18 protein-coding genes are annotated in these 19094 nt (G+C 46.4%); 14 read left to right on the plus strand and 4 right to left on the minus strand.

Annotated features, from left to right (window positions below; translation table 11 throughout):
• The first annotated feature begins 7 nt into the window (after nt 1-7).
• The 8 genes from dapF (at nt 8) to MTR82_RS02640 (ending at nt 10788) form a co-directional block, all read left to right on the plus strand.
• Complete coding sequence (gene dapF / locus MTR82_RS02605) at nt 8-961, plus strand: diaminopimelate epimerase (RefSeq protein ID WP_052651484.1); 954 nt, start codon at nt 8-10, stop codon at nt 959-961.
• An 18-nt stretch (nt 962-979) separates the two neighbouring features.
• Nucleotides 980-2638 (plus strand): sensor domain-containing diguanylate cyclase, encoded by a 1659-nt coding sequence (locus MTR82_RS02610; RefSeq protein ID WP_246807593.1) that lies wholly within the window; start codon nt 980-982, stop codon nt 2636-2638.
• Between the two features lie 236 nt (nt 2639-2874).
• Nucleotides 2875-5697 (plus strand): 2-oxoglutarate dehydrogenase E1 component, encoded by a 2823-nt coding sequence (locus tag MTR82_RS02615; protein WP_246807594.1) that lies wholly within the window; start codon nt 2875-2877, stop codon nt 5695-5697.
• A 90-nt stretch (nt 5698-5787) separates the two neighbouring features.
• A complete protein-coding gene (gene odhB, locus MTR82_RS02620) occupies nt 5788-7056 on the plus strand; it encodes a 2-oxoglutarate dehydrogenase complex dihydrolipoyllysine-residue succinyltransferase (RefSeq protein ID WP_246807595.1) in 1269 nt (422 codons plus the stop codon).
• A 94-nt stretch (nt 7057-7150) separates the two neighbouring features.
• On the plus strand, nt 7151-7750 hold the full coding sequence (locus MTR82_RS02625; protein WP_246807596.1) for a DedA family protein: 600 nt from the start codon (nt 7151-7153) through the stop codon (nt 7748-7750).
• Between the two features lie 57 nt (nt 7751-7807).
• Nucleotides 7808-8005 (plus strand): DUF6501 family protein, encoded by a 198-nt coding sequence (locus MTR82_RS02630; RefSeq protein WP_246807597.1) that lies wholly within the window; start codon nt 7808-7810, stop codon nt 8003-8005.
• 65 nt (nt 8006-8070) lie between these two features.
• Nucleotides 8071-8925, plus strand: a complete 855-nt coding sequence (locus MTR82_RS02635) for an AAA family ATPase (protein ID WP_425023868.1) — start codon at nt 8071-8073, stop codon at nt 8923-8925.
• A 9-nt stretch (nt 8926-8934) separates the two neighbouring features.
• On the plus strand, nt 8935-10788 hold the full coding sequence (locus MTR82_RS02640; protein WP_052651498.1) for a vWA domain-containing protein: 1854 nt from the start codon (nt 8935-8937) through the stop codon (nt 10786-10788).
• Nucleotides 10789-10845: 57 nt separating this feature from the next.
• On the opposite strand, the gene MTR82_RS02645 is transcribed toward MTR82_RS02640, so the two are convergent.
• A complete protein-coding gene (locus MTR82_RS02645; RefSeq protein WP_052651500.1) occupies nt 10846-12027 on the minus strand; it encodes a toxic anion resistance protein in 1182 nt (393 codons plus the stop codon).
• Nucleotides 11999-12700 carry a 5-bromo-4-chloroindolyl phosphate hydrolysis family protein gene (locus MTR82_RS02650; protein WP_246807599.1) on the minus strand — a complete coding sequence of 234 codons (702 nt, stop codon included), beginning with the start codon at nt 12698-12700 and terminating at the stop codon, nt 11999-12001. Before MTR82_RS02650 ends, MTR82_RS02645 begins: the two co-directional genes overlap by 29 nt.
• 200 nt (nt 12701-12900) lie before the next feature.
• On the opposite strand from MTR82_RS02650, the gene MTR82_RS02655 reads away from it, so the two are divergent.
• The 4 genes from MTR82_RS02655 to MTR82_RS02670 all read left to right on the plus strand — a co-directional run bounded on the left by MTR82_RS02655 (nt 12901) and on the right by MTR82_RS02670 (nt 14536).
• Nucleotides 12901-13197 carry a DUF1033 family protein gene (locus MTR82_RS02655; RefSeq protein WP_246807600.1) on the plus strand — a complete coding sequence of 99 codons (297 nt, stop codon included), beginning with the start codon at nt 12901-12903 and terminating at the stop codon, nt 13195-13197.
• Nucleotides 13198-13400: 203 nt separating this feature from the next.
• A complete protein-coding gene (locus tag MTR82_RS02660) occupies nt 13401-13601 on the plus strand; it encodes a cold-shock protein (protein ID WP_052651506.1) in 201 nt (66 codons plus the stop codon).
• Between the two features lie 170 nt (nt 13602-13771).
• Nucleotides 13772-14014, plus strand: a complete 243-nt coding sequence (locus tag MTR82_RS02665) for a cold shock domain-containing protein (RefSeq protein ID WP_052651507.1) — start codon at nt 13772-13774, stop codon at nt 14012-14014.
• A gap of 45 nt (nt 14015-14059) precedes the next feature.
• Nucleotides 14060-14536, plus strand: coding sequence for a YkvA family protein (locus MTR82_RS02670; protein ID WP_246807601.1), 477 nt, complete (start codon nt 14060-14062; stop codon nt 14534-14536).
• A 270-nt stretch (nt 14537-14806) separates the two neighbouring features.
• Here the strand turns inward: MTR82_RS02670 and MTR82_RS02675 are convergent, their stop codons facing one another.
• Complete coding sequence (locus MTR82_RS02675) at nt 14807-16414, minus strand: ABC-F family ATP-binding cassette domain-containing protein (RefSeq protein ID WP_246807602.1); 1608 nt, start codon at nt 16412-16414, stop codon at nt 14807-14809.
• 106 nt (nt 16415-16520) lie between these two features.
• A complete protein-coding gene (locus tag MTR82_RS02680) occupies nt 16521-16754 on the minus strand; it encodes a hypothetical protein (protein WP_052651512.1) in 234 nt (77 codons plus the stop codon).
• A gap of 89 nt (nt 16755-16843) precedes the next feature.
• On the opposite strand from MTR82_RS02680, the gene MTR82_RS02685 reads away from it, so the two are divergent.
• Nucleotides 16844-18028, plus strand: coding sequence for an MFS transporter (locus MTR82_RS02685; RefSeq protein ID WP_246807603.1), 1185 nt, complete (start codon nt 16844-16846; stop codon nt 18026-18028).
• Between the two features lie 24 nt (nt 18029-18052).
• Nucleotides 18053-18751, plus strand: coding sequence for a YjjG family noncanonical pyrimidine nucleotidase (locus MTR82_RS02690; protein ID WP_246807604.1), 699 nt, complete (start codon nt 18053-18055; stop codon nt 18749-18751).
• The last annotated feature ends 343 nt before the right edge of the window (nt 18752-19094 follow it).

Consider the following 19094-nt stretch of genomic DNA (forward strand, 5'->3'; position numbering starts at 1 on the left):
TGACGAAATGGAAATTACTTTATTGAAAGTCCATGGTTCCATGAACACGTTTTATTTGCTGGAAGGTCCGGAAAACGATCATTACGATCAGTTGGCCGTCCAGTTAGCGAAGATGGATTCTTCCGTCGACGGCTTGCTCGTTGTCTTGCCCTCTGACAAGGGCCAGGCAAAAATGCGGGTCTTTAACCGCGATGGGTCCGAAGCGTCGATGTGCGGCAATGGATTGCGCTGTGTCGCCCGTTATGTATGTGAACGTGACGGATTGGATGAAGCTGTTATTGAAACGATGAAAGCTTCATTGGCAGTGAAAAAGGAGCAGCCGCTTGGTGATGGAAATGCTATGTACGCGGTGGAGATTTCACCGGTTTCATTCCAATTGGCTGATTTGCCGATGGTTTATGAAGGGAATAGCGAATGGCTGATGAAGCCGCTTCCTTTCATTTCGGAAGAAATTGCTTTTTCTGCAGTGGCTGTTCCGAATCCGCATCTGATCGGAATTGTGCCAAAAGCGTATCTACAGGACGATAGCCATCAGAAAAAATGGGCGGAAACGTTCAATGGCCCGAATGGCTATTTTTCAGATGGCGTGAATGTCAGCTATGTGACGAAAGTGGAAACCGGGATTTTCGTCAAGACGTTTGAGCGCGGCGTCGGCTTTACCAATGCTTGTGGGACAGCTATGACCGCCTCCGCATTAATCAGCTGTTTATCGGGTATGGTCCCATACGGAGAAGTGACGGTCTACAACCCGGGAGGCATGGTGAAATGCCGGGTAGAAAAAGAAGGCGCTGATTTTAATCTCGCTTTATCGGGCAATGCCACCTACCTTTCGCGCCACCGCTTTGAATGGGCAGAAGAACTGGCAAACAGCAAATTTCTTTCGTCAGAGACTTTTGATGAACAGGAAGACTACGAACGCTTCATTGATAAAGTAGCGGTGAAAGCTAAACAATTCGTTTAATAGAAAAGAGTGCTGTGGATGGGTAAACCTTTTACGAAAGAACAATTGGACTTGCTTTACGGAAGCGTCGATGACCTGGTTTTTTTCATGCGGCAAGAAGGGGAGACGTTCATTTACGAGTATGTGAATCCGGCCTGCAAGGCCGTTTTCAAGAAAGATCTTACCGGGACTTCTGTAGATGACAGCATGCCTGCAGAATTAGCGGAGGACATCAAAGGCTCCTATCTGACTGCTATGGAATCGGGGAAACCTTATACGTATCAGGACTATAATCTTTTCAGCGAAAACCATGCGGCCAATGAAACAAAAGTGACGCCGATTTTTGCCGTAGGAATTTGGTATATTTTGGCGATTACCAAAAATGTCACCAAGCAAAAGAAAGTGGAAGAGGGCTATTTGTTTTACCAATCCCTCATCCGGGACTCCTTAGACCCGATGATCACGTTGACTTCGGACTTTTTCATATTTGGAATGAATGAAACCTACGCGAAAACGTTCGATATTCCAAAAGAACAATGGATCGGCAAACATTATAGCAAGCTTCCATATGTCGACGATTATACATTTCAGAATATTAAAGAAGAGCTGAAAAATTTTAAAGCGGGTGTAAGCCCGCAGCATACAGTGATCAGCAGAAAGAAAAATGACGGCGAGACCGCTTTTTTCTCTGTGAACTATTCTCCGGTTTATGAAGGTAAAATGATACGGGCGTTCCATATCGTTCTGCGCGAGTTGAATAATGCCTCGGAACTGATCGAAGAGCTGAAGAAAACTGAAAATGTTTTGGAAAGCTACAAAGCCGCTTTGAATTACGCAGCTCTTGTAGGCATGTGGCACCCTGACGGCAAAATCGTCTACATGAATGACAACTTCAAGAACTTGACCGGATTTGAGCGGAAAGAATTGATCGGCTCGAACATCAAAGAAATTGGAAAGGCGTTCATGACCGATGAAGAATTCAGTGAAATCACTGAAACGGTGCTATCCGGTAAGATTTGGCGGGGGGAGTTGAAAAGCTTAACAAAATCCGGCGGTCATTTCTGGGTGGATACAACCATCGTTCCTTTAACACGATACAACGGGAAAGTATATCAATTGTTATCCATCATGTTTGATATCACCGATCGCAAAGAATTGGAGCGGAAACTGCATTTTATGGCTTACCATGACGGGCTGACGAAATTGCCGAACCGGCTTATGATCGTCAAAGAGTTTATGGAAATGAAAAGGCGTGCAGATGAAACCGGAGAATGGATTGCCATCCTTTATATGGACGGCGATGGATTCAAAAACGTGAATGATAAATATGGCCATGATGTAGGCGATGAATTCATTTACCGCTTTGGCCAAACCATCCAGAGCAGTTTGCGCAAACAGGATATGGTCGCCCGAATAGGCGGAGATGAATTTTTAGTTGCCTTGGCCGGACTGGCGCCGGAGGATGCCGTCAACCAAATTGACCGGATCATCGATCGGATTAAAAAGGAGCTGCAAACTGGCTGGGAAATAGAAGGCATCCATTTTTCGCCGACTGCGACAATCGGCGTCTCCATTTATCCTGAACACGCCAGCGACTTGGAAACTTTAGTAAATCAGGCGGACCTTGCTTTATATAATGCGAAAAGAAGGGGCAGAAACCTTGTTTTTTATTATCAAAAAACAAAGGGAAAGTTCTAGAATATCCAGTCAAAATAAGGTGTTGAAGGCGTGAAAGCGCTTTAAAAGGCTTTATGTGAATATTTTCACTAAAAACCATTGTTTTTTTTACTGGAAGTAGTAAGATTGATATGGAAATTTGTTCTTCATGCGATGAGCGCCTTCGCTTTATGTATCCACGCGGGCGTGATAAAATATTGAAGGTACACATATAATAATAGCGACTGCCATAAGGCAAAATAGTTGGAGGTTTTTTAATGTCTAGCAATTATTCAGATGCAAAATCCCCATGGAGTTCCATTACAGGGCCGAACCTTGGCTACGTCATGGAAATGTATGACATTTACCAAGAATCGCCGGAATTGCTTGATCCGGAATTTGCAGAGATGTTCAAACAATATGGACCACCTTTTGAAAACAGCCAACCATCAGCAACTCAGGCAATTTCTGAGGCAGCTGGAACAGTTGAACCGAACAAGTTCGGAAAAGTATTGGCGGCAGTTCAATTAGCTGAAGCGATTCGTGCGCACGGCCATTTGGCGTCTGACATTTATCCGTTAAATGATCAGCCAAAAGATACTTCCCGTTTGGAGCCATCTGCATATGGCTTAACGGAACAAGATTTAAGAGAAGTGCCGGTTTCACTGCTTTTATCTGAAGCGCCTTCCAACATCTCAAACGGTTTAGAAGCCATTGCGTATTTGAAATCGCTTTATACGGATAAAGTCGCTTTCGAGTTTTCCCATATCGTTCAGCCGCAGGAACGCAGCTGGATCCAAGCGAAAATCGAAGCTGGAGAATTTAAGCCTTCATTAGACCACGAGAAGAAAAAAGAGGTTTTGGATCTTTTGACGCGTGTTGAAGGGTTCGAGAAATTCGTCCACCGTACTTTTGTCGGCCAAAAACGTTTCTCTATTGAAGGCGTAGACACCCTTGTCTTGCTGATCGATGAACTTGTCCGCTTATCAGAAGAAAAAGGAACAGAAAAAATCATGATCGGGATGGCGCATCGCGGTCGTTTAAATGTGCTCACACACATTTTGCATAAGCCATACGAAATGATGTTTGCCGGTTTTGCACATGTCGGAGACGAAGCGTTTCTTCCGGAAGACGGATCGGTCCAAATTACAAAAGGCTGGTTCGGCGATGTGAAATATCATATGGGTGCTGCTTATACATCACCTAAAGGCACAAACATCAAACTTGCCTACAACCCATCCCATTTGGAAATTGTCAGCCCGGTAGTTGCGGGTCAAACGCGCGCTGCACAGGAAACGACAAATCAGCCGGGCATTGCTGACATCGACTCTAAGAAAGCATACGCGATTCTTGTTCATGGCGATGCGGCATTCCCAGGGCAAGGCGTTGTAACGGAAACATTAAACTATAGCCGTATCCGCGGATTCCAGACTGGCGGTTCCATTCACGTCATCGCCAACAATATGATCGGCTTTACGACAGAGCAATACGATTCGAGATCGACTCATTATTCTTCAGATCCTGCAAAAGGCTTTGAAGTTCCGGTCATTCATGTAAACGCAGACGATCCGGAAGCTGTGATTGCAGTCGCCCGTTTTGCGTTTGAATACCGCGAGAAATTCGGCAAGGACATTCTGATTGATCTGATCGGCTACCGCCGCTACGGACATAACGAAATGGATGAGCCGCTCGTGACGAATCCGATGATGTATCATGAAGTCCATAAGCATGACACCGTCCGTGCATTATACGGACAGCAGCTCGCTGCAGAAAAAGTTCTTTCAGAAGAAGATGTAAAAGCACTCGATGCCGATACGCAGAAAGAAATGCAGGAAGCTTATGACCATGTGAAAGAAAACAAAACTGACGACGCACCGAAAATGACGATGCCGGAAGCTGTCTCAAAAGGCTACCCGGAAGTGCCGACTGGCGTCGAAAAAGACGTACTTGCCAAAATGAATGAAGAATTGCTGACTTGGCCGAGTGATTTCTCTGTTTTCAGCAAATTGGCCCGCATTCTGAAACGCCGTGAAGATCCGTTTAACGGCAAAGGCAAAATCGATTGGGCGCATGCGGAAACATTGGCATTCGGAGCAATCCTGCAAGACGGCCATCCAATCCGTTTGACAGGGCAAGATGCACAGCGCGGAACGTTCGCTCATCGCCATCTTGTGCTTCATGACGATAAAACAGGCAATGAATTGATCCCGCTTCACCATATTTCTGGAGCAAACGCTTCTTTTGTCGTTTACAACAGCCCATTGACTGAATCGGCAGTATTAGGATTTGAATATGGCTATAATGTTGAAAATGAAAATGCTTTAGTAATTTGGGAAGCTCAATATGGAGATTTTGCCAACATGGCACAAATGATGTTCGACCAGTTCATTTCTGCTGGACGCTCTAAGTGGGGGCAAAAGTCAGGGCTTGTCATGCTTCTTCCTCACGGCTACGAAGGCCAGGGGCCGGAGCACTCAAGCGCCCGTCTTGAACGCCATCTTCAAATGGCAGCGGAAAACAACTGGACGGTTGCCAACTTGTCCAGTGCAGCGAACTATTTCCATATTCTTCGCCGCCAGGCTAAAATGTTGACCGAAGAAGCGATCCGCCCATTAATTATTGTTTCGCCTAAATCATTGCTGCGCCACCCATTAGTTGGTGCGGAAGTGGATGATTTGACAGAAGGCCATTTCCAGACAGTTATTGAACAGCCTGGAATGGGAACAAAAGACAAAAAAGTGGAACGCATCCTATTTGCAAGCGGCAAAATGGCGATTGACTTGGCTGAACGCGTGAGAGATGGAAAAGGCTACGAGTGGGCTCATATTGTCCGCGTTGAACAGCTTTATCCATTCCCAGCGGAAAAAATTCAAGCGATTGTTGACCGCTATCCGAATGTCAAAGAGCTTGGCTGGGTGCAGGAAGAACCGCAAAACATGGGTTCATGGACTTTTGCAGAGCCGTACCTTCGTGAAATCGCGGCAGGCAAAGACGTGTCTTATTATGGACGTATCAAACGCCAAAGCCCGGCTGAAGGCGACGGAGAAGCTCATAAAGCAGAACAGACTCGAATCATCGATGCAGCATTGGCAAAAGCGTAATCCTTTCACTAAGGAGGAGCTTTTCCTATGCGGTGTCTGATACAATAAGATGAACGGTTAAGAACGGGATATTCTAAGGAGGAATTTTTTGTGGCAGAGATCAAAGTACCAGAATTAGCAGAATCGATTACAGAAGGAACGATCGCCCAGTGGCTAAAACAACCAGGCGAAACAGTTGAAAAAGGAGAATTCATCGTTGAACTGGAAACAGATAAAGTAAACGTTGAAGTCATTTCCGAAGAAGCCGGAGTTGTCCAAGAACATTTGGCGCAAGAAGGCGACACTGTGGAAGTTGGACAAGTCATCGCGATCGTTGGCGAAGGTTCAGGCGAAAGCGCTGCAGCTGCTCCAAAAGCGGAAGCGCCTGCACCGTCAGAAGAGCCGGCTAAATCAGAAGCTCCTGCAACAATGGAAGCGAACGAAAAAGCACCGGCAATCGAAGAGCAGTCTTCTTCGGACCGTACAATCGCAAGCCCGGCTGCACGCAAATTAGCTCGTGAAAAAGGCATCGACCTTGCTGCTATTTCACCAGTAGATCCGATGGGACGCGTTCGCGTACAAGACGTAGAAGCTCATGGTTCTAAACCTGCAGCAAGTGCGCCAGCAGCGAAAACGGAAGCGCCGAAAGCTTCAGCTCCTTCATCCGATGAAGAAAACGGCCGCATCGTGCGCGAGAAAATGTCTCGCCGCCGCCAAACGATTGCCAAACGCTTACTAGAAGTCCGCCAGTCTACAGCGATGTTGACAACGTTCAACGAAATCGACATGACAAACGTGATGGCGCTTAGAAGCCGCAAAAAAGACAAGTTCCAGCAAGACCATGACGGAACTCGCCTAGGCTTCATGTCATTCTTCACAAAAGCGGTAACTGCAGCACTTAAAAAATATCCATATGTCAATGCTGAACTAGATGGCACAGATCTTCTATTGAAACAGTTCTATGATGTGGGCATCGCCGTTTCAACTGAAGAAGGCTTAGTTGTGCCGATCGTACGCGATACAGACAAGAAAAACTTTGCTGAAATTGAAGAAAGCATTGCAGATCTTGCGAAAAAAGCACGCGATAAAAAACTTTCGATTGCCGATATGACAGGCGGATCATTCACGATCACTAACGGTGGTGTCTTTGGTTCATTGATGTCAACGCCAATCTTGAACGGTACACAAGTAGGGATTCTCGGAATGCACACTATCCAGAAACGTCCGGTCGCAATCGGCGATTCAATCGAAATCCGTCCGATGATGTACGTGGCTCTTTCTTATGACCACCGCGTAATCGACGGAAGCGATTCTGTTGGATTCCTGAAAATGGTAAAAGAATTAATCGAAAACCCAGAAGATCTTCTATTGGAATCGTAAAAGGCATTTCTTTTGTGAAGGGAGCCCTGCATTTGCAGGGCTCCCTTTTGTTATGCGATGATAGGGAGAGAGCGGTTGAAGGCGGTGGCATTAAATGGACATCAGTTTTTTTGTGGAATTAGTGAAGGAATACGGCTATGTCAGCATGTTCATTTTCAATTGGCTCTTGCTGTTCGGTTTGCCGATTCCAAATGAAGTGGCTGCCGCTTTTTCAGGCGTTTTGACGGAAGTCAGCTATTTCAAGCCGGTGTATGCGTTCCTATCTGCATATCTGGGATTGATCTCGAGCAACAGCTTTGCTTATTTCATCGGCCGGTTGCTTGGGCATCGTTTGATTCACCGGCTCAATCGCACGCGGCTGGAAGGCGTGATTTCCCGCTTTTCCGTGTTCCTTGAAAAGCATGGCCCCTTAGCAATTTCGTTCAGCTTCTTTTTGCCTGGCATTCGCTGGGCGATGCCATATGTCGTTGGAGCGAACCGTTATCCATTCGTATCCTATATGCTTTATGCCTATACTGCCGGGTTGATCTGGATGTTGGTCTACTTCAATATCGGACGGACGTTCCCATATGCCTATCAGTCCATCCTCGAAAATCTGCAAATGTTTTCGGTTGCCTTGTCTGTAATCGTCGTTTTGCTGGTTGCGGCCCGGTTAGTATGGAGCAAGAAAACCGGCAGCGATAAGCGCAATTGAATTTTAGCCGGTTTTTCCTTATACTGAAAGGTAGACATAAAGAAAAGGATGAGGCATGTGATTCATAACGAATGGCTGACAAAAAAGACAATCCGTACGGTGACTTGCACGCATACAAATGCGGCGAAATTTTTGGTTTCCAATGTGTTGACGGAAGGCAAAACGTACGAAGTGAAAAATGAAACAGAAGAATTCATCTTTGTCGTGGACAACACGGGCAAAGTTGGCGGGTTTTACAAAACGTATTTTGAATAAGGAAGGAAAGCCGGTGCCAGCTCATCGGTTTTTTTCTTTGGAAAGAGGGAGAAGACATGGCTTTGATGGAACAAGAAATGGATAAACGCAATCGAACCGGCAAGGATTATGGCGATGACGCCAAGCTGATTGCTGCCGGGGGATATATTGCACCCGACGAAAATCTTTGGCAAGACATATTGGCCGCTGTCATGCTGCAAAAGCCGGTGCTGCTGAAAGGGCCGACGGGCGCAGGGAAAACAAAACTTGCTGAAAGCATATCCGCCCAATTCGGCCAGCCGATGCAGAGCATCAACTGCTCGGTGGATTTGGATGCAGAAGCGCTTTTAGGCTTTAAGACGTTGACGCAGCGGAATGGGGAAAGCCAAATTGAATTCGTGGAAGGCCCGGTCGTCAAGGCGATGAAAAATGGCCATTTCCTTTACATTGATGAAATCAATATGGCAAAGCCGGAAACTTTGCCGATTCTTCACAGTGTACTGGATTATCGCCGCATGATGACCAATCCGTTCACAGGAGAAGTGATTCAAGCACATCCTGATTTCGGTGTCATTGCAGCGATAAACGAAGGGTATATCGGGACGGCACCGATGAATGAAGCGCTGAAAAACCGTTTCATCGCGTATCCAATCCCTTATTTGACAGGGGAACAGCTGCAGCAATTATGGGATCGTGAATTTCCGGAAGCGGGTCCTGAATTGAAAACGTTCATGCTCGATTTAGCTTCAGACTTGATGAAGCAAGTTCAAAACGGGCTATTGTCGGAAGAGGCGGCTTCCATCAGGAGTTTGCTGGATGCTACCGCGCTGGCGCAGCATATGGATCCGCTGCGTGCGGTCCGCTATGCGATTGCCGAAAAGCTCGAGGATGAAAGCGAACGCGACTTGTTTATGGATCTTGCAAATACGTGGAAAAAGTAGGTGTGACACATGGCATCTGTCAATCGATTTATTCAGTTCAATAATGAAACCATTGATACAAAATTGCTGCATCAGATGGAAATGCTGGCCGGGGCGCTTGCAGATGCCCCGTACCTGAAAGTGACCACCCGAAAATTGCTGGAATTCCGCCCGTCTGAATCAGCGCTGTCCATCAGCGTTTTTTGGCGGCACCGCCCAAAGCAGATTGAACGGAACGGCTATTTGTCCGATATCTATTTGCTCGCAGCCGGCTATTGGCGCCATTTCAATTTAGGCATTTGGCGGCGCTTCCTTAAGGAAGAAAGCGAATTGCCGCACTTGCGGCAGCAGCTGCTCCTTTGTGCAGAGGAATTCCGGCTGATTGAGCAGATCAGCCAAGAACGCCCCGGAACCCGTGAAGCGTTTGCGATTCGGGAAGGGGTCTATATCGACTACCATAAAGGCCATTACCGCCAAAATATGCAAAAAGGCTTTAAGGCGGAAGCGTTTTTAAACGCCGCTTTCTTGGCGCTACGCGGCCAATCAGCTGAAATGGAAGAATCTTTTAGTGAATTGTTTTTCTTATGGTCAAGAATGTTTGATGCAAAATCGACTGCCGACTCTTGCGCAGTCGTTGACAGCTTGATGGGAAGGCTTGAGTATTGGATTCTCCAGGACATGGTGCTCAGCTATTATACGTTTGGCGACTCGATCGACGAAGTTCCGCCGTTTCGCTACTACGAGGGCATGGAGACCGAGGCTTCTAAAGAAGGGAAAAACATCGATACCATTGAAGAGTGGTTCCAGACGTGGCACCGGGAAACGGAAAATGAGACGTCTCCTGCTATGGAATTTGAATTGGACAAAGGCGATTCCAAGCCAACGGACGGCGGCAGGGAAGACGAAGGCAGCGGAGAACCGGAGCAAACGGCCCAAGGAAATTCAGCAGGTGAACATCTTAAAGGCAACGATGATAACGACCGGAAGATGGAGGACCAGCCGAAAAAGGCCGCTGGAAAATTCGGCGCCGCCAATGAAGCGGTGGAATACACGGAAAAGCGCATCGAATTGTCCGGAGACCACCGGCAATCGATTGAAGCTTGGCGAAGAAAGCAGGCGCCCTATGTGCGGGCTCTTTTAAAAGAATTGAAAAAGAGAATGACGCAGCGCCGGCAAGAAGCGAGAGGGAATTTGAATGCGGGAAGGCTGTCGAAAAATCTATTGCCTTTGGTGATCGAGGAGCGACCAAAACCTTTTTACCGCAAATCAGCCCCTTCGAAAGAATTGGATGCCGTGTTCTGTTTGCTGATCGATGGATCTGCATCGATGGTGGACAAATTAGAAGAAACGAGGCAAGCGGTTTTATTATTCCATGATGTCTTGCGGAATCTCAATGTACCGCATGAAATTGTTTTATTTTATGAAGACGCCTATGAAGCAAGTGAAGCGAGCCAGCCCAATTATTTTGAATGGATGCATAAATTCGAAGACGGCAGCCGCGACCATGCACCCGAAATCTTTTCTTTAGAAGCCCATGAAGACAACCGGGATGGATTTGCCATCCGTTGGATGACAGACCGGCTTCAGCAGCGCAGCGAAAAACACCGCTTTTTACTGGTCTTTTCAGATGGTGAGCCTTCTGCCTATGATTATGCAGAGAACGGCGTAGTGGATACGGCAAACGCTGTTTTAGAAGCGAAAAAAAGCGCAATCGAAGTGCTCCATCTGTTTTTGAGCAGCGAGCCGATTTCGGAAGAGCAGGCTTCTTTTTATCAAATGATGTACGGCAATAAATCGGTCAGTGCGGATTCCTTGGAGCAGTTTGTGGAACAGACTTTGCGCCTCTTGAAACGGACATTGCATTTGGTGATCCAGTCCGGTTGACTGCCAGCAGACAAAAAATATCCCCGGAAGCGATGTGCTTCCGGGGATATTTGCGGTTTATGGACGGTTGCCTTCGCGATCGTCTTGGATGGAAAGTAGCCGCTGCTTCAAGTCTTCTTCCATGCGGCCGATTTCGATTTCTGCCGCTTTGCGGTTTTTGCGTCCTTCGGCTTGGATGCGCAATGTTTCTTCAATCGTCGTCAATAAGTTTTCCTGCGTCTGTTTCAGCGTTTCGATTTCAACCAATCCGCGTTCGTTTTCTTTAGCGGTTTCAATCGAATTGAGCTTCAGCATTTCTGAGTTCTTCAACAGCAATTCGTTTGTAGTAGAAGTCACTTGCTTTTGGGCTTCAACGGCTTTCATTTGGCGGTTCAACGTCAAAGCGATGGCAATCTGGTTTTTCCACAACGGAATCGATGTCATGATCGACGACTGGATCTTTTCAGCCAAAGTCTGGTTTGTCTGCTGGATCATGCGGATCTGCGGTGCACTTTGAATCGTGATCTGGCGGGACAATTGCAAATCGTATAGCCGCTTCTCCAGGCGGTCCAAAAATTGGGCCATGTCGTTTACTTCCTGGTAAGCCATTTGGTCATTCGACTGTTCCGCTTTTTTTCGCAGGGCAGGGATGGTCTCGTTAAGGATTTCGTCCCGCTTGAGTTCTGCTGCTGCGATGTAGACGTTCAAGGCCTGGAAATACGTTTTGTTCTGGTCATATAACTGCTCCAGCATCTGAACGTCTTCCAGCAGCCCGCGTTTTGAATGGTCCAACTGGACGCTGATGCGGTCTACCTGGGTGCTGAGCTTTTGATATTTCGTCATCATCTCCTGGACGGAGTATTTTGCTTTGGCAAATAATTTGCGGAGGCCGGAGCGTTTTTCCTGGGAAAGTTCTTCCGGATTCAATTCCTGCAATTTTTTCATCAAATCATGGAGAACATCGCCGACCGGCCCGATGTCTTTTTGCTGCACATGGTCAAGCATCTTATGGGAGAACTGCCCCAATTGATTTTGGGCGTTGGCGCCGTATGTTAAAATGGCTTCATAGTTTCCTGCAGGAATCTGCTTGGCCAGTTCACGCGCTTTTTCCTGCTCGTCTTTAGTGAGGCGCTCCATTAAAGCGACAGGGCGGCCGTCTTCGCGTTTTGCCAAATTCACTTCTTCTTTCATGGGCTCCATGCCGAATGGGTTGCCGAGTAAATCATCCAATTCACTTTGATTCGATCGATTTTGTGTCATGTTCCACGTCTCCTTCATCGTCTGATGGCGCTTTTTGCACGAGCAATTGCTGATTATTGTGCTGGTCTACGGTCAAGCGGGCATAATCGAGCTCCATCCGAAGTTTTTCCACGTCGGTTGAAAGCACTTTCTGCAAATCCCGTTCCATGACGCTCGTCATCGACCGGAGGGTCTCATGCGTATCTTGGAGCGCAATTTTCAACTCCCGGTCTTTTACCGGCTGGCCGACAAGAAGCGTATACTTTTCGGTCAATTCCAGTGCCGTATCCAAATGGGAATAAAAGAAAGAATCCACTAGATAGAATTTACGAGGATTCGTTTGGACCTGCTGCACGATTTTATTCGAGAACCGGGTCAATTCCATCAATTGTTTGAATGAAGCGATGGAACGCACACGGTAATAATTTCCTTGGAGCTGTTTAATTTTATTTTTTGCTTCTTTTACTTGATGGCGGATATGCTTATATTCGCTCCGGGTCATTCCAAGTTTCTTGGAATCGGAGGAAAACTGAATTTGTTTGACGGTCGTATTGCTGGCGATATAGGTTCCGGCTGCAACCGCCCCAGAAGCAATCAGGCCGATTTCAGCGCCCATATAGAGCACCGGGAACATCACGCTCATAAGAGGCAGGCTGATGCTTTGGCGTTTTATGAAGTTCTCGAAAGCCTTCATCGGAATTCCTCCTTTCCTGCTACTCAATAATACGTTTCAATATGCAAAAAGTTTCAGTTATTTGCTTAACTCCCTTCCATTTTACAGCGAAGGCAAAAGCAATACAAACTTTGCGGGCTAAAGCAGGGAAGATTCGAAATACTGGACAAGCGCCGAAAAATTTGGCAAAATGCATAGTAGAGAAATGGAGTGGCCGGTGCATGCATGAAGTGGTTTACATGAAAGCGGAGTTTGAACCGTGGTGGATGTTCGAAGAATGGGAAGAAAAAGTTCTTTCCCGCAAAACATTTTCGAGCAAAGTTGAAGCGCGGAAATATTGGGATGGATTGGTGGAAGAGCTTAGGCGCAACTATCCCTTAAGTGAAATCCGGGAACCGGCGTTTGCTGCGTTTTGGCGCGAAGGCGAAATCGAGTATTGCGAATCATGCGATGACGATATGCAGATGTATTACGGATTGCTTTGGCTGGAAAATGGCAGCACAATAAAAAGTTTTTAGATTTATTTGACTTTTCTAATTTGCTTGCTATAATGAATATATAGCACTAAGATGTTTGACGAAGTTAAAATCAGATTTCACCAGCAACAGCTATTCACCTATTCAAAAAAGTGATCAGCACGTTATGGTACTTTTTTGAATATGTGAATTTTTTTTATGGAAATTCCATATTGCAAATTTTTTATCTACAGGAGGTAGTACACATGCAACAAGGTACAGTTAAATGGTTCAACTCAGAAAAAGGTTTCGGTTTTATCGAAGTTGAAGGCGGAGATGACGTATTCGTTCACTTCTCAGCGATCCAAGGCGAAGGCTTTAAAACGCTTGACGAAGGACAAAAAGTTGAGTTTGAAGTAGAGGAAGGCAACCGCGGACCTCAAGCTACAAATGTTACTAAACTATAATCTCCAAGAACCGCTCATCTGATGGGCGGTTCTTTTTTGCTTAAAATTAATTTCTTTATATTCGGAATTATCCGTATTTATTTTTTATGAAAGTGCCCTTTGTTTAAGTTACGATGTGTTTTGGGTATAAATGAGATAGGCATAGATGAACTTGAACAGGAGGGAATAGAATGGCCGGATCAAACGATATGCAAAATACGGAAGACCTAAGAGGCGTAATTGTCTCTTTTGACACAGCAAAAGGCTTTGGCTATATAAAAGGCGATAATGGAGAAATGTTCTTCACGCATGCCAAGCATACGGATACTGATGACGTATCGAATTTCAAAGAAGGCATGATCGTCAACTTTATCGCGGTTGACGGAGCGCCCGGAAAAGAAAGAATCGCCACGAATATTACAATGGATTTCTAAATTTTCTCGTACTAAAAATTTCTGTGCGAAAAAGGAGATAGTTCTATGACGGATGCTTATTTAAAGAAACCGCTGCCATCGGTAGATGAGCAGAAGGACTTCTACCAACAGCTGCGGAGCAGGATTGAACATTGGCTTGAAAACAAATCAGGGCCACTCAGCCGCTTCAGCAAATACCTCTTATTTGCGCCGGACCTTTTCCATTTGCTGACGAAATTGATGCTGGACAGCCGCATCGATTCCAAAAACAAAGGCATGGTAGGTGCCGGGATTCTCTACTTTATCGCACCGATTGATTTCTTGCCGGAATTTATCGTAGGGCCGGGAGGTTTCCTGGATGACGTGGTGGTAGCGGTTTTCGTTATTAACACGCTGCTCAACAAATTCCCGATCGAAGTCATCGAAGAACATTGGGCCGGCGACGACGAACTGTTGTCCGTTGTCCGCGGCATATCCAATTCAGGCAATAAATTCGTTTCCAAATTGCCGGCTGGCCGTTTAGTGAAGCGTTTCATGAAATAAAAACAGATTGCATAGGCGAACCGCAGGCAGCTCCGTGTATTCGGAGCTGCCTGCGGTTTTTATTTTGGCCGACGGGAGAGCAGTAATTTTGCCGAACGCGCGCAAACTTCTGCGAACGCGCGCAAATTCTCCTGAGCGAGCGCATTTCTTTCTGAACGCGCATATTTCTATTTAAGCGCGCGCAAATTCGTTTGAACGCACACAAACCTATCATTTTAATATCAAGACATAGAAAAACCGCCTCTCCCGACGAGAGGCGGTTTAAAATCATTAGTTGGTGATGCCTTGAGCTTCTTTCCATTCCAGGAATTCATCGTAGCTCAATTGCTTGTCAAGGATGGAGCCGTCTTCACGGATTTCGATGACGCGGTTCGCAACCGTTTGGATAAACTGATGGTCATGTGAAGTGAAGACCATCGCGCCTTTGAAAGCGATCATGCCGTTGTTGAGCGCTTGGATGGATTCAAGATCCAAGTGGTTTGTCGGCTCATCCAAAAGCAAAACGTTCGCGTGCGAAAGCATCATTTTTGAAAGCATGCAGCGCACTTTTTCGCCACCGGAAAGGACCGATGGCTTCTTTTTCACTTCTTCGCCGGAGAAGAGCATTCTGCCGAGGAAGCCGCGAAGGAAAGTTTCGCTTTCGTCTTCCGGCGAGTATTGGCGCAGCCAATCAACTAACGATTGTTCGCTGCCTTCGAAATACGCCGTGTTGTCGATCGGCAAATAAGCGCGTGAAGTCGTCACGCCCCAGGAAATCGTACCTGCAGCCGGCTCGTCTTCTTCAGCCAAAATGCGGAGAAGAGCGGATTTTGCAAGCGGATCGCCGATCAAGACGATTTTGTCTTCTTTGTTCATATTGAAGCTGATGTTATTCAGCAATTGATTGCCGTCTACAGTTTGGCTCACGTCGCGAACCGTCAACACGTCATTGCCGATCTCGCGGCCGATCGTGAAGTTGACGAACGGATATTTGCGGGAAGAAGGGCGGATATCATCCAGCTCGATTTTATCGAGCATTTTCTTCCGTGACGTCGCTTGCTTCGATTTGGAAGCATTTGCGGAGAAACGGGCGATAAACGCTTGAAGTTCTTTGATCTTCTCTTCTTTTTTCGCATTTTGGTCGCTTGCAAGGCGTGTTGCCAATTGGCTCGATTCGTACCAGAAGTCGTAGTTTCCTACATACAATTGGATTTTGCCGAAATCGAGATCCGCAATATGTGTGCAGACTTTGTTCAGGAAGTGGCGGTCATGCGAGACGACGATGACGGTATTCTCAAAGTTGATCAAGAATTCTTCCAGCCATTTGATGGCATTCAAGTCCAAATGGTTCGTCGGCTCATCCAGAAGAAGGACGTCCGGCTTGCCGAATAGGGCTTGGGCAAGCAATACTTTTACTTTATCGGAACCGGAAAGTTCCGCCATTTTTTTGTCATGGAGGTTTTCAGAAATGCCAAGGCCCTGCAGCAAAATGGCCGCTTCCGATTCAGCTTCCCAACCGTTCAATTCAGCGAATTCGCCTTCGAGTTCAGCAGCGCGCATGCCGTCTTCATCAGAGAAATCTTCTTTCATGTAAATCGCATTTTTTTCAGCCATGATATCATAGAGTTTTTTATGGCCCATAATGACCGTTTCCAGAACGGCGTGCTCTTCGTATTCGAAGTGGTCCTGCTTGAGTACAGCCAGGCGTTCGCCTGAACCCATAGCTACATGGCCGCTTTGCGCTTCCAATTCGCCAGACAGGATCTTAATGAACGTGGATTTACCCGCACCGTTTGCGCCGATTAATCCGTAGCAGTTGCCGGGATTGAATTGAATATTGACATCTTCGAAAAGTTTACGGTCGCCAAAGCGAAGACTTACATCATTTACAGCTATCATTTAAACGTACCTCCTAAATTTCACAATAAGAAGAGTATACCACGAATCCCGTCAAAATCGATAGCAATCACTTGCAGTCTAGGATAAACTTAAAGCATTGTGTATTTTATTTGTATTTGCGCAATTTATAGGCATCAAGCAATCCGAGATCCTTGTTCAGCAAATACTCCATCTTCACATAATCTTTGCGTTCTGGAATATGTTCTTTCGTCAGGCCTTTCATCGAAAAGATGAAATAATAGCCGCCGATTTGCCGGAACAGCACCACCACGTGCGGAAATTCATCGAATATCGCTTTAATATTATATCGTTTTGCGTAGCTCCAGTTTACAAGTTTCATTGGATGACCCGCCTTTCAACCTTCATTTTAATAAAATCTTGCGGGGAACACAAGTTTGTGTATGCCCGATGCGAAAGGGGAATAAAATTATGGCTGCTTTGCAGAAGAAATCTGCGCTCGGCTTGATGGTCATGGCCATCTTTTTTGTGTCTTTGAATTTGAGGCCGGCCATTTCATCTGTTGGGCCGGTGCTTGAAATCATCCGTACGGATCTCGGCTTGAGCAATAGCCAGGTCAGTTTGCTGACATCGATTCCAGTGTTTTGCATGGGCTTGTTTGCTCCGCTTGCTGTCGTCTTCAACCGGAAATTCGGGATGAAGCGTTCAGTGGCCTTTTTAATCGTGGTCATCGGCGCTTTGACTTTTGTTCGAGGTCTTGCTCCGACATTTGCCGTGCTGTTAGCCAGTTCGTTTTTCATCGGCTTGTCGATCGCAATTATCAGTCCGTTGATTTCTGCGATGATCAAACGGAATTTCCCGACAAAAACCACGTCTTTGATCGGCGTCTATTCTTTTGGTTTGGGTCTCGGCGCTACGTTATCAACCGGTTTTACCGGCGTTTTCTACACATGGACGGATTGGCCGCTCGCCCTTGCCAGCTGGGGAGCGCTGGCAGTCATCGCGTTAATTCTTTGGTTCCGGGTCAACGAACCGAAAAGCGATGGGTTGGAAGATGATTTAACTGTTGGCCCGGGAAATTCTCCATGGAAAAATCGCCGTGCCTGGTACATGCTGGTGTTTTTCGGCCTTCAATCGGCCTTGTTTTTTTCGATGATTACGTGGCTTGCGCCGATTCTCATTGAAAAAGGAATGACGGTATTGGCTGCCAGTGCTGTGCTCACCGTCATGACTTCCGTTCAATTGGTCGGGAATTTATCGATTCCGGCGCTTTTGGCGAAATTTCCGAGCCGTTTGTTTTGGACGATGGTCAGCCTTCTTTTCGGAGCATCTGGCATAGGACTTCTCATGATGGATCAGTTAGTGCTCGCATGGCCAGCAGCCGTTTGCCTTGGCTTTACGTTAGGCGGGTTGTTCCCCATAGCCCTGTTGATGCCGCTTGATGAAAACGAGCGGGCGGACGATGTAAACAGCTGGACATCGATGATCCAAGGGGGAGGGTATGTCATTTCCAGTATCATGCCGTTTAGCGTCGGCTTCTTTTACGACCGCTTCGGAAGCCACGATTTGACCTTAATTCTCTTTATGAGCTATATCGTGCTGCTCGCGGTATTCGCCATTCTGTTAAGCAAACGAAAAAAAGCACTCACAACTTGAAATCGCGTAAAGGAGAAATAAAAGATGAAATATGAAGTGGTTTTATTTGATATTGATGATACCTTGCTCGATTTTCCGGCAACTGAAAAGGCAGCTTTACATAATACTTTTATGGAATATAAAATGCCGAAAGGCTTCGCAGATTATCATGCGAGCTACCGGGAAATCAGCAGCGTTCTATGGAAGGATCTCGAAGAAGGAACGCTTACTTTGCCGGAACTTGGCGTCGAACGGTTTCAACGCTTGTTTGCCCACCATGAAGTGGCAGTCGATCCGCAGCTTTTCAGCCAATCGTATTTAACGCATCTCGGCAACGAAACGCATTTGATTGAAGGGGCAGTTGAGCTATGCCAATCCCTTGAAGATTGCCGGCTCGCCATCATCACAAATGGATTTGGCCAAGTCCAGAAGATGAGGCTCCAAAATTCACCGCTTGCCGATCTTTTTGAACACATTATCGTGTCGGAAGAAACCGGATTCCAAAAACCGCAGCCTGGAATTTTCGAGTATGCATTTGGAAAGCTGGAAGGGGCAGAAAAAGAGAAAGCATTGATCGTGGGAGATTCCCTTTCTTCAGACATCCGGGGCGGCAACAATTACGGCATTGCAACTTGCTGGTTTAATCCGCAGCATAAGAAAAATGAAACCGGGATCAAGCCAACCTATGAAATCCATTCCTTAAAGGAAGTGGAAGGGATCGTCAAAGGGCTAGCCGACGAGTAATTATATAGAAGAAACAGGAAAACGAGCTGCTCCAAATTGGAACAGCTCGTTTCTGCTTTTCGGTAAAAACCCTGGATTGAAATGTTGGCCAAACGGGTTATGGGTGTTGATTGACTAATCAGGATAAGGCATTCGTTAATCCCATTTACTTCATGAATAAAGGATAGCATCACTAAATTTTCACTTCATTCCAAGTTTCGAAGCGGAAACCGGCGACTCCTGCGGGAATAGCGAAGTGCCGAAATCCACTTGAGCGTAAGCTCAAGTTAGTTCGGCGCGAGCCCGCGGAAAGCGTCCGGTTGAAGCGGAGGGACTTAATTAGGAAAATAACTTTTTCAATCAT

The organism is Planococcus ruber, from assembly GCF_022819085.1.
Lineage (GTDB): Bacteria > Bacillota > Bacilli > Bacillales_A > Planococcaceae > Planococcus > Planococcus ruber.